Below are 10,610 nucleotides of genomic sequence, written 5' to 3'. Positions count from 1 at the left end.
CCCCCCCCCCCCCCCCCCCCCCCCCCCCCCCCCCCCCCCCCCCCCCCCCCCCCCCCCCCCCCCCCCGCTCCTACAGGATTGGGGCGATCAAACGGCAGTGTTGTCGTTGATGCTGTAACGCACCGACAGCGCGCCCTTTTTCTCGGACAGGGCCAGGATGGTCACGTGGCCCAGTTCGCTCAGCGCCTGCACATGGGTGCCGCCACAGGCATAGGCGGGCAATTCGCCGAAACCGACTTCGCGGGTGCCGTCTTCCAGGGCCATGTGGCGTGGGTAATCCGCGGCGATCCATTGATCCACCTGGCGCTGAAGGGCCTCGGCGTCCATGGCCTGTGCCGCTTCCCCACGGATGAAGGTGATCTTGCCTTCGCCAGGCCAGTGGTGCGCCTTGATCGGCATCCAGCCCAGGCGTTCACCGGCATTGCCAATCAAATGCCCGGCTGAATGCAGGCGCGTGTGCAGGGCGCGACGTTGTGCATCGACCCGCGCCGTGATCGGGCCGGGCTGTACAGGTTGATCCACGTAATGCACCACGCGATCGGCTTCCTGAGTGACGCGCAGCACCTGGCTGTCACCGAGCCAGCCGGTGTCGAACGGTTGCCCGCCACCCTGGGGGTGAAAGATCGTCGACTGCAGGGTGACCGCAAACTGATCCTCGTGGGGCGTGCAACTCAGCACCTCCAACTCGGCGGTCAGGTGGTCGTGGGTAAAAAACAGGCGCTCGGTCATCGTTTACATCCGCATCAGGGTTCTGTGGGCAGTATAAATAGTGCGCAGATGGGTGATAATCCGCTCAAATATCAATGGACCTGTGCGTCATGAGCATCAATCTTCCTTTGCCACTGTTGGGCGAAATGGCGATTTTCGTCAAGGTGGTGGAAACCGGCAGCTTCTCCGAAGCGGCGCGACAACTCAGCGTTTCTCCATCGGCGGTGAGCCGTAGTATCTCGCGGCTGGAGAAGGCGCTGGCCACGCGCCTGCTGCAGCGCACCACGCGCAAATTACGCTTGAGCGAAGGCGGTGAAGAGGTGTTCAAGCGTTGCCAGGAAATGGTCAACGCGGCCCGCTCGGTGATGGAGATCAGCGGCCAATTCACCCATGAGGCCGAAGGTCTGGTGCGGGTCAGCGTGCCCAAGGCGGTGGGGCGGTTCGTGGTGCACCCGCATATGCCAGAGTTCCTGCGGCGCTACCCCAAGGTGGATGTGCAGTTGATTCTTGAAGACCGTCAGGTGGACCTGATTGATGACAACGTCGACTTGAGCATCCGCATTACCGACAGCCCGCCACCGGGGTTGGTGGGGCGGCAGTTGCTGCCCATCGAGCATTTGCTGTGCGCCACGCCGCATTACTTGGCCAAGCACGGCACACCGAGTCACCCCCATGATCTGCTTGAACACAGTTGTATCTACCTGGGAGAGACACCGGGGGATTCACGCTGGAAGTTTCGCCAAGGCGGTAAGGCGGTAACGGTGGGTGTCCGCGGGCGATACGCGGCGAACCACACGGGCGTGCGGCTGGATGCGGTGTTGCAGCATGTGGGGATTGGCAGCTTGCCGTACTTCACTGCGCGCCATGCGCTGGAGGAGGGGAGCCTGGTGCAGGTGCTGCCGGCGTGGGACTTCATCGCCTCGTACCATGGCGAGGCCTGGCTGCTGCATTCGCCCACGCGGTACCTGCCGCCAAAGCTGCGGGTGTTTATTGATTATCTGGTGGAGTGCATGGCGCGCGAACCCACACTGCGCCGAAGGTAGGCATGCGATTGAACCTGTAGGAGCCGGCTTGCCGGCGATGGCGGCCTTGAGTCCAATGTTGGTTTCAAGGGCCTCATCGCCGGCAAGCCGGCTCCTACAGTGAGTGTCGTGTGGTTCTAGAAAATCAGTGCTTGCTCTGGTCGTCCGACATGGCCAGCAGTTGCTTCTCCTGGTTCCAGTCGAAGGGCTCGTCGTTCTGCTCGGCTTCGAAGCGACGCTCTTCCAGGGCCTGGTACATGTCCAGTTCTTCGTCGGGCATGAAGTGCAGGCAGTCGCCGCCGAAGAACCACAGCAGGTCGCGTGGCACCAGGTGGGCGATTTGTGGGTAGCGCAGAATGACCTGGCTCATCAGGTCCTGGCCCAGGTACTGGCTTTCGATCGGGTCGATGGGCAGCAGGGCGCGCAATTCGTCGAAACGCTCCAGGAACAGCGAGTGGCTTTCCTCGGGAACCTGTTCGGCTTCGCCGACGGCAACCAGGATGCTGCGCAGGTGGTCGAGCAAGACGAGATGATCGGCAACGACGTTGGACACGAGATAAGTCCTCTAAAGCAAAAACGGGCGCGAGAGTATATAGCTCACGCGCCCGTTTTTATATGACCGCTCGACTCAGCGGACTTTGCCTTCTGCCTGGGTCAGCTCCTCCTTGCTGAAATCATCCACGTCGATCACCTTGCGTCGCGCCGCTTCGGCGTCACGCAGGGTCTGCGCTTCAGCCGGTTGCAACACGCCAGCGTGCAGTGCGGCGTCGATGGCATGCTCGCCGGCCGCCGGTTTGACCTGGCCGCTCTTGAGGCCCTGGTGGAGCTTTTTCTGCAAGGGCTGGCTGGCGCCGAGCAGGTCATAGGCGTGTTGCAGGGCGCCCACCGGGTCGTCCGCCGATTGCGGGCGGTAGCAGCCGGCCAACAGCTCTTCGAGGGTCGGGTCGCCCTTGGCCCGGCCGATCACCGCAGCCACTTCGGCATCCAGCGCATCGGACGGCCCGGTGTGGCGACGGCCAAACGGGAACACGATCACCCTCAGCAGGCAACCGAGCACCTTGTTCGGGAAGTTGCTCAGCAGTTCATCCAGCGCGCGTTCCGACTGGCCAAGGCTTTCTTCCATGGCCCAGGCGAACAGCGGCTCCAGATGGTCCGGCGAGTCCAGGTCGTGGTAGCGCTTGAGCGCGGCCGACGCCAGGTACATATGGCTCAGCACATCGCCCAGGCGGGCCGACAGACGTTCACGACGCTTCAGTTCGCCACCCAGCAACATCATGCTCAAGTCGGCGAGCAGGGCGAAGGCGGCAGCCTGGCGGTTCAGCGCACGGAAGTAACCCTGGCTCAAACGGTTGCCCGGCGCTTTCTCGAAGTGACCGATGCCGAGGTTCAGTACCAGCGTGCTGGCGGCGTTGCTCACGGCAAAGCCAATGTGCTGCATCAACAAGCCATCGAACTCTTTCAACGCCTGGTCATGGTCTTCACGACCGGCCAGGGCCATCTCCTTGAGCACGAACGGATGGCAGCGGATGGCGCCCTGACCGAAAATCATCAGGTTGCGCGAGAGGATGTTCGCGCCTTCCACGGTGATGAAGATCGGCGCGCCTTGCCAGTTGCGACCCAGGTAGTTGTTCGGGCCCATGATGATGCCCTTGCCGCCGTGCACGTCCATGGCGTGGCTGATGCACTCGCGGCCGCGTTCGGTGAGGTGGTACTTGAGGATCGCCGACAGCACCGAGGGTTTTTCCCCCAGGTCCACGGCATTGGCGGTGAGCATGCGCGCGCTGTCCATCAGCCAGGCGTTGCCGCCGATGCGCGCCAGGGCTTCCTGGATACCTTCGAAGGCCGACAGCGGTACGTTGAACTGCTCACGCACTTGCGCGTATTGGCCGGTCACCAGGCTGGTGAACTTGGCGGCGCCAGTGCCGACAGCCGGCAGCGAGATCGAACGCCCGACCGACAGGCAGTTCATCAACATCATCCAGCCCTTGCCGAGCATCTCCTGGCCGCCGATGAGGAATTCCAGCGGGATGAACACGTCCTTGCCGGAGTTGGGGCCGTTCATGAACGCGGCGCCCAGGGGCAGGTGGCGGCGGCCGATTTCTACACCCGGGGTGTCGGTAGGAATCAGCGCCAGGCTGATGCCCAGGTCTTCTTCTTCGCCCAGCAGGTGGTCCGGGTCATGGGCCTTGAAGGCCAGGCCCAGCAAGGTCGCCACCGGGCCAAGGGTGATGTAGCGTTTTTCCCAGTTCAGGCGCAGGCCCAGGGTTTCCTTGCCTTCCCACTCACCTTTGCAGATCACACCCGTGTCTGGCATGGCGCCAGCATCGGAGCCAGCCAATGGGCCGGTAAGGGCGAAGCAGGGGATATCGTCGCCACGGGCCAGGCGTGGCAGGTAATGGTTGCGTTGTTCGTCGGTGCCGTAATGCAGCAGCAATTCGGCCGGGCCGAGGGAATTGGGCACCATCACGGTGGAGGCCAGGTCACCGCTGCGGGTGGCGAGCTTCATGGCGACCTGGGAGTGGGCGTAGGCCGAGAAACCCTTGCCGCCATATTCCTTGGGAATGATCAGGGCGAAGAAGCCGTGGGTCTTGATGTGTTCCCAGGCGGCGGGCGGCAGGTCCATGGCCTGGCCGATTTCCCAGTCGCTGACCATGGCGCAGAGTTCTTCGGTGGGGCCGTCGATGAAGGCCTGCTCTTCTTCGGTCAATTGCGCCTTGGGGTAGGCCAGCAATTTATCCCAGTCGGGGCGACCGCTGAACAGCTCGCCATCCCACCATACGGTGCCGGCGTCGATGGCATCGCGCTCGGTCTCGGACATGGGCGGCAGGACTTTCTGGAACCAACTGAACAGCGGCTTGGTGAAGTATTGGCGGCGCAGGTCCGGCAGCAGCAGCGGTGCTGCGACAGCCGCCAGCAACACCCAGAAGATCAGCAGCAGCCAACCCGGTGCGTGGCTCCAGGCGCCCATCGCCAGCAGGTAGACGGCGACCACACCCAGGGCGGGCAGCGGCGCGGTGCGGCGGTGTGCCAGGTAGGCAATGCCGACCACCAGAACCAGTATCCACAACAACAGCATATTCAATCCTCCGTGAAACCAGGGGCGAAACCACCAAGGAGCTTAGTCGGCATCCGAAAAAGCGCGGTGATCAGGGTGTTACGAGTTGTACGGGAAGCACCGGTCGCCAGGCGCCGACATTTGGCCGAATCGTCGTTATCTACAGGGCAAACCTGTCGTTACACTCCAGGCTTGCTTCGGAGATAACGCCCATGGATACGTACCTGAGTCCCAGCCGCTTCATCGATAGTGACCACCCTGCGGTGGTGGAGTTCGCCGAAAAACATCGTGGCCCCAGCGCAGATTTGCGTGACCAGGCAGTCAGTCTCTACTACGCCGTGCGTGAGGCGATTCGCTATAACCCGTACACCTTCAGCCGTGACCCCGGCACCCTCAACGCCAGCTTCGCCCTCGCCACCGGTGAGAGCTACTGCGTGCCCAAGGCCACCTTGCTCGCCGCCTGTGCCCGCCACTGCGGCATACCGGCGCGCATCGGCCTGGCCGACGTGCGCAACCACCTGTCGACGCCGCGCCTGATCGCCTTGCTCAAGAGCGATGTGTTCGCCATGCATGGCTACACCGAGCTGTACTTGCGCGGGCGCTGGGTCAAGGCGACTCCGGCGTTCAACAGCCAGCTGTGTGAATTGTTCGATGTGCCGCCGCTGGCGTTCGATGGCCTGCATGACAGCGTGTTCCACGCGTTCAACCGCCAGGGCCAGCGCTCGATGGAATATGTGCTGGACCACGGGCAGTTTCCCGACGTGCCCGAGGCGTTTTTCTTCGCCCATATCCGCCAGTGTTACCCGCACCTGTTTGCCGAGGACATGCCAGACCTGCTGGGCGACATGCAGAGCGATTTAAGCCGCGCGTGAACCGGCGTATGCTGCTGCGTTCATCAAGCCATGTTCATCAACGATAAGGCGCGGTCATGCTGAAAATCTGGGGTCGTAAAAATTCATCAAACGTCAGGAAAGCACTGTGGTGCGCCGAGGAACTCGGTCTGGACTATGAGGCAATTGATGCGGGCGGGGCTTTTGGTGTGGTCGACACCCCGCAATACCGGGCACTGAATCCCAATGGCCGGGTGCCGATGATCGAAGACGGCGACTTTGTGCTGTGGGAGTCCAACACCATCGTGCGCTACCTCTGTGCGAAGGAAGCCTCCAGCTGGTACCCCACCGACTTGAAGGCGCGAGCCAACGCTGAAAAGTGGATGGACTGGACCACGTCTACCCTCGCCGAACCGTTCAAGATTGTGTTCTGGGGCATCCTGCGCACCCCCGCCGAAAAGCAGAACTGGGACAGCATCAACGCCGGGCGCCAAGCCTGCATCGATGTGCTCAAGACCGTCGACCAGGCCCTCGCCACACAGCCGTATCTGTCGGGCAACGAGATCGGCATGGGCGACATCCCCCTGGGCTGCTTTGCCTACGCCTGGTTTGAAATGCCCATCGAGCGGCCTGCAATGCCCCATCTAGAGGCCTGGTACCAGCGCCTGCAGCAGCGCCCGGCCTACCGCAAAGCGGTCATGACTGCGTTGACTTAATACTGACTATTAATACAGGTGACTGTACTTGTGCGGCGCGGGCAGCCAACATGGTTGTCATGCGCCGCCGTTGAATACGCGCGCTGCGCCCTCATCTATTCTTCCAATTCCCTTCTTTGGTGCGTAATCCGATATGAGTTCCGCTCTGTCCATCCGGCAGCTAACCAAAACCTACGGCAACGGTTTCCAGGCCCTGAGTGGTATCGATCTGGACGTTGCCGAAGGTGACTTCTTTGCCTTGCTCGGCCCCAACGGTGCCGGCAAATCCACCACCATCGGTATCCTCTCGACACTGGTCAACAAGACCAGCGGCACGGTGAATATCTTTGGTCATGACCTGGACAAATCCCCGGCGGCGCTCAAGCGTTCCATCGGCGTGGTGCCCCAGGAATTCAACTTCAACCAGTTTGAAAAGACCTTCGACATCATCGTGACCCAGGCCGGTTACTACGGCATCCCGGCGAAAGTCGCCAAGGAGCGCGCCGAGCAGTACCTGACCCAGTTAGGCCTGTGGGACAAGCGTGATGTGCCTTCGCGCTCACTGTCCGGCGGCATGAAGCGCCGCCTGATGATTGCCCGCGCCCTGGTGCACGAGCCGCGCCTGTTGATCCTCGATGAACCAACGGCCGGTGTGGATATCGAGCTGCGCCGTTCGATGTGGACCTTCCTCACTGAGCTGAACGAGAAGGGCATCACCATCATCCTCACCACCCACTACCTGGAAGAGGCTGAGCAGCTGTGCCGCAACATCGGCATCATCGACCACGGCACCATCGTCGAAAACACCAGCATGCGTAACCTGCTGGGCCAGTTGCATGTAGAAACCTTCCTGCTCGACCTGAAGAACAACCTGTCGGCGCCGCCGCAACTGCTCGGCTACCCGAGCCGCCTGGTGGACAGCCACACCCTGGAAGTCCAGGTGGACAAGGCCATGGGTATCACGGCGCTGTTCACTCAACTGGCGGCCCAGAGCATCGAAGTGCTGAGCCTGCGTAACAAAACCAATCGCCTTGAGGAGTTGTTCGTGTCCCTGGTGGAGAAAAATCTGGCGAAGGTGGCGGTATGAGTTCCGAACTGCAACCCAACCTCGTCGCGCTGCAAACCATCGTCTATCGCGAAGTGAAGCGCTTTACCCGGATCTGGCCGCAGACCCTGCTGCCGCCAGCGATCACCATGGTCTTGTACTTCGTGATCTTCGGTAACCTGATCGGTCGCCAGATCGGCGACATGGGTGGCTTCACCTACATGGAGTACATCGTGCCGGGCCTGATCATGATGTCGGTGATCACCAACTCCTACGGCAACGTGGTTTCCAGCTTCTTCGGCAGCAAGTTCCAGCGCTCCATCGAGGAACTGATGGTATCGCCGGTATCGCCGCACACCATCCTGATCGGCTACACCCTGGGCGGTGTACTGCGCGGCCTGATGGTCGGGGTGATCGTGACCCTGCTGTCGCTGTTCTTCACCCACCTGCAGGTGCATCACCTGGGGGTCACCTTGCTGGTGGTGGTGCTGACGGCGACGATCTTCTCGCTGCTGGGGTTCATCAACGCCGTATTTGCACGCAACTTCGATGATATTTCGATCATCCCGACCTTCGTGCTGACGCCGCTGACCTACCTGGGCGGGGTGTTCTACTCCATCACCCTGTTGCCACCGTTCTGGCAGACCGTGTCGCTGGCCAACCCGGTGCTGCACATGGTCAACGCCTTCCGCTACGGCATCCTGGGGGTGTCGGACATCAAGATCAGCGTGGCGATCACCTTCATGCTGGTCGCGACTGTGGTGCTGTATATCGGCTGCGCCAAGTTGCTGGTGAGCGGGCGTGGGATGCGCACGTAAGCGACGATCCTCTAAAAAAACGGCCTCAGATGAGGCCTTTTTTTTGGAGTGTGATCAGGTCAATGTGGGAGCTGGCTTGCCTGCGATAGCGGTCTGCCTGTGAATGATATGCCAGCTGACCCACCGTTATCGCAGGCAAGCCAGCTCCCACATTTTGATGAGTGCAGGCCTTCAGGGTTTGAGGGCTAGCTCGATCAGCGCGTGCAGCTCTTGCACCGAGAGCGGTGCGGTCGAGAACAGGATGCGAAACACCGTCGGCGCGGCGATCAGGTTGATCAGGTGGTCCACGCTCGGCGGTGCCGCATCGGGGTAACGGTCGACAATCGCCTGCAACTGCCCGCTCAGGATGCTCACGCAGTAGCCTGGCGTGATCGTGCACTGCAGGTCACGCATCATGTTGCGCCCCGGCTCCGAACTCATTTCATCCAGGTATTGCTCGGCCCAGGCCTGCAAGTCGCCACGCAGGCTGCCGGTATTGGCCGGCTCGCTGTCCGGGCGCATGCGTGCCAGGGCGACATCCGCCAGCAACACGGAAAGGTCGCCCCAGCGTCGATAGATGGTGGAGGGCGTAACGCCCGCGCGCGCAGCAATCATCGGCACGGTCACGCTGGAGCGCTCGTGAGCTTCCAGCAGTTCGCGCGTGGCGTTGTGCACTGATTCCTGGACCCGGGCACTGCGGCCCCCCGGGCGAAGACCTTCTTTAATAGCCATGCCTAAAACCTTAACACAAAGAATTTGCTTTAAGCGCTTTCCGGTAGCACACTCTGCAAAAGCAAAATGTTAGCTTTAGCGGAGCGTGCCGATGTCCAGTCCTACTTCCAACCGTTCGAACCTGGCGTTTCTGGTCATCACGGTGCTGACCTTTCTCGCCGCCTCCAGTGCACCGACACCGCTGTATCAGGTGTATCAGGACAATCTGCATTTTTCGGCGGCGATGCTGACGGTGATCTTTGGCGTGTACGCCGTGAGCCTGCTGGCGGCGCTGCTGACCGTGGGCTCGCTGTCGGATTACCTGGGGCGCAAGCCGGTGATATTCGTCGCCTTGTTGCTGAATAGTGTGGCCATGCTGCTGTTTATCAACGCTGACAGCACCGCCTACCTGATTGCCGCACGCGCCCTGCAAGGTTTCGCCACCGGCACGGCGACAGCGGTGTTGAGCGCCACGTTGCTCGACACCGATCGCCTGCGCGGCCCAATGCTCAACAGCCTCGCACCGTTGCTGGGCATGGCCAGTGGCGGACTGGGCAGTGGCTTGCTGGTGGAGTTCGCGCCACGGCCGACTCAACTGATCTACCTGGTGATGCTCGGCTTGATGGTGTTGCAGGCGTTATACGTGTGGCGTTTGCCCGAAACGGTCAGCCGCATTCCGGGGGCTTTGAAATCCCTGGCGCCGACCCTGCATGTACCCGCACAGGCCCGCCGTGCCTTGTGGCTGGCGATGCCCTTGAACGTGGCGGTGTGGGCACTGGGTGGGTTCTTTTCCTCCCTGGCCCCTTCGCTGGTGAAGACGGCAACCGGCTCGACCTCCCACCTGATCGGCGGCGGCCTGGTGGCCGTGGTGACCTTGAGCGGCGCAGTGATGATCTACCGCCTGCGCGAATACCCGGCTGACAAAGTCATGCGCTTGTCCGCGCTGTTGCTGGCTGTCGGCGTGGCGTTGCTGTTGGTCGCCGTGCAGAGCGCCAGCCTGTGGCTATTCTTTGTCGCCAGTGTGATCGCGGGCTTTGGCTTTGGCGGCGGCTTCATGGGCAGCATTCGCAGCATCGTCGGGCTGGCGTTGCCCCATGAACGGGCGGGCTTGATGTCGGCCTTCTATGTGCTGAGCTACCTGGCGTTCTGCCTGCCGGCGCTGTTGGCCGGCAACCTGAGCCGGGTGTTTGGCCTGATCGTGACCACCGACGGCTACGGCGTCGTGTTGATCGTGCTGGCCCTCGGTGCCTTGGGCGGCTTGCTGATGCAGGATTCGGCGCGGGCCAGGGCGACGACAGGCGCTTGATGGGTAATAATCGCCTCCCGTACCGCCTGATCGAGGTTCACGCATGAAGATCATCCGAAGCAAGGACTTCACCGGCAGCCGCGCCTGGGAGGCGCTGGACATCGCCAACATGAACGGCATCACCACCCGTTTGCACTGGACCGACCAGCCGTATCGCTGGCACATCAACGACGGTGAAGAAGTCTTCGTGGTGCTCGATGGCCGGGTGCACATGCACTACCGCGATAACGGCTTTGAGCACGTGGCAGAGCTGGCGGTGGGGGATATCTTCTACGCCAGTGTCGGCACCGAGCATGTGGCCCATCCTCAAGGCCCGGCGCGAATTTTGGTGATTGAGTGCGAAGGCAGCGTTTGATCGTATATCTGCAAAGTAGATAACAGATAGAGATATTACCCGTTATATAGATATTCGATAGGGTTCTATGATGGTCTCAACCTCAT

General features: G+C 61.6%; 11 protein-coding genes. 7 read left to right on the top strand and 4 right to left on the bottom strand.

Annotation, left to right across the window (positions count from 1 at the left end; genetic code table 11):
- Positions 1-87: 87 nt before the first annotated feature.
- Positions 88-729 carry an alanyl-tRNA editing protein gene (locus AC07SU_RS24455; protein ID WP_494998477.1) on the bottom strand — a complete coding sequence of 214 codons (642 nt, stop codon included), beginning with the start codon at positions 727-729 and terminating at the stop codon, positions 88-90.
- Positions 730-818: 89 nt separating this feature from the next.
- Here AC07SU_RS24455 and AC07SU_RS24450 point away from each other — a divergent pair, with 89 nt between their 5' ends.
- Positions 819-1,751 (top strand): LysR family transcriptional regulator, encoded by a 933-nt coding sequence (locus AC07SU_RS24450; protein WP_176996450.1) that lies wholly within the window; start codon positions 819-821, stop codon positions 1,749-1,751.
- 124 nt (positions 1,752-1,875) lie between these two features.
- Here the strand turns inward: AC07SU_RS24450 and AC07SU_RS24445 are convergent, their stop codons facing one another.
- Complete coding sequence (locus AC07SU_RS24445) at positions 1,876-2,283, bottom strand: PA2817 family protein (RefSeq protein WP_176996449.1); 408 nt, start codon at positions 2,281-2,283, stop codon at positions 1,876-1,878.
- Positions 2,284-2,358: 75 nt separating this feature from the next.
- The gene (locus AC07SU_RS24440; protein ID WP_494998476.1) at positions 2,359-4,806 is read right to left on the bottom strand and encodes an acyl-CoA dehydrogenase; all 2,448 of its coding nucleotides are present in this window, start codon (positions 4,804-4,806) and stop codon (positions 2,359-2,361) included.
- Positions 4,807-4,997: 191 nt separating this feature from the next.
- Here AC07SU_RS24440 and AC07SU_RS24435 point away from each other — a divergent pair, with 191 nt between their 5' ends.
- The 4 genes from AC07SU_RS24435 to AC07SU_RS24420 all read left to right on the top strand — a co-directional run bounded on the left by AC07SU_RS24435 (position 4,998) and on the right by AC07SU_RS24420 (position 8,173).
- Entirely contained in the window at positions 4,998-5,657 is a 660-nt protein-coding gene (locus AC07SU_RS24435; protein ID WP_176996447.1) for a transglutaminase-like domain-containing protein, read from the top strand.
- A gap of 56 nt (positions 5,658-5,713) precedes the next feature.
- Positions 5,714-6,331 carry a glutathione S-transferase gene (locus AC07SU_RS24430; RefSeq protein ID WP_176996446.1) on the top strand — a complete coding sequence of 206 codons (618 nt, stop codon included), beginning with the start codon at positions 5,714-5,716 and terminating at the stop codon, positions 6,329-6,331.
- A gap of 133 nt (positions 6,332-6,464) precedes the next feature.
- A complete protein-coding gene (locus tag AC07SU_RS24425; RefSeq protein WP_494998475.1) occupies positions 6,465-7,397 on the top strand; it encodes an ABC transporter ATP-binding protein in 933 nt (310 codons plus the stop codon).
- Positions 7,394-8,173, top strand: coding sequence for an ABC transporter permease (locus AC07SU_RS24420; RefSeq protein ID WP_176996444.1), 780 nt, complete (start codon positions 7,394-7,396; stop codon positions 8,171-8,173). Before AC07SU_RS24425 ends, AC07SU_RS24420 begins: the two co-directional genes overlap by 4 nt.
- A gap of 171 nt (positions 8,174-8,344) precedes the next feature.
- On the opposite strand, the gene AC07SU_RS24415 is transcribed toward AC07SU_RS24420, so the two are convergent.
- On the bottom strand, positions 8,345-8,884 hold the full coding sequence (locus tag AC07SU_RS24415) for a TetR/AcrR family transcriptional regulator (RefSeq protein WP_176996443.1): 540 nt from the start codon (positions 8,882-8,884) through the stop codon (positions 8,345-8,347).
- Positions 8,885-8,975: 91 nt separating this feature from the next.
- Between AC07SU_RS24415 and AC07SU_RS24410 the strand changes: the two genes are divergently transcribed.
- On the top strand, positions 8,976-10,169 hold the full coding sequence (locus tag AC07SU_RS24410) for an MFS transporter (protein WP_494998474.1): 1,194 nt from the start codon (positions 8,976-8,978) through the stop codon (positions 10,167-10,169).
- A 43-nt stretch (positions 10,170-10,212) separates the two neighbouring features.
- Positions 10,213-10,524, top strand: a complete 312-nt coding sequence (locus AC07SU_RS24405; protein WP_176996441.1) for a cupin domain-containing protein — start codon at positions 10,213-10,215, stop codon at positions 10,522-10,524.
- Positions 10,525-10,610 lie beyond the last annotated feature (86 nt).

Source organism: Pseudomonas sp. GW821-FHT05H12, assembly GCF_059419385.1.
The sequence above is the reverse complement of the archived record's forward strand: the minus strand, read 5'-3'. Positions and strand labels throughout refer to the sequence as shown.